At 55.2% G+C, this 504-nt stretch carries 1 protein-coding gene; it reads right to left on the reverse strand.

Features of this window, described 5'->3' with window-relative positions:
• A partial coding sequence (locus DW754_RS10850) for a DUF6273 domain-containing protein (protein ID WP_199411509.1) occupies positions 1–494 on the reverse strand: 494 nt, incomplete at its 3' end.
• Positions 495–504: the final 10 nt, after the last annotated feature.

Raw genomic sequence — 504 nt, forward strand, 5'->3', positions numbered from 1 at the left:
CCAATGCCAAGACAAGAGTTGCCCGAATAGTTGTTCGTTACCTTGCCCTGGAACGCCTCGTACTGGGTTCCCTCGGAGGAAGTCCAGGGATAGCCGGATGCCCAATAGGAGGCGGGGACGATCTCGGAGTAGCTGAGCAGGAACAGTTTGTCTGATGTTGCCATGACCGCGGCTGTATCCTCGTTCTGCTCATGGCCGCAGCCAACGTTGTTCGTGAGCTTCTTTACGACCTTAACCTTGAACTGGAAATCGGATGGCAGGAGGTTCCAGATCTCGCCTGAGTTCATCTTCTGGCGAAGTTCCGACTTCTCCCAGCCGCCGGTGTTGTCACTTGTAGCGTTCATGCGGGATTTGATGTTCGTCGAGGTAGTTAGGAACGTCAACCCAGCTTTGCCGGAGCCGGCCGCGAGATCATCGTGGTTGATGCCGATAATGCGGTATTGCATCGTCTCGCCATTGGTGAGCTTGATTGACCACTTTGTGCCGACATCCATCGCGGCCTTC

The sequence above is a fragment of the Collinsella sp. AM29-10AC genome (assembly GCF_003469085.1).
Lineage (GTDB): Bacteria > Actinomycetota > Coriobacteriia > Coriobacteriales > Coriobacteriaceae > Collinsella.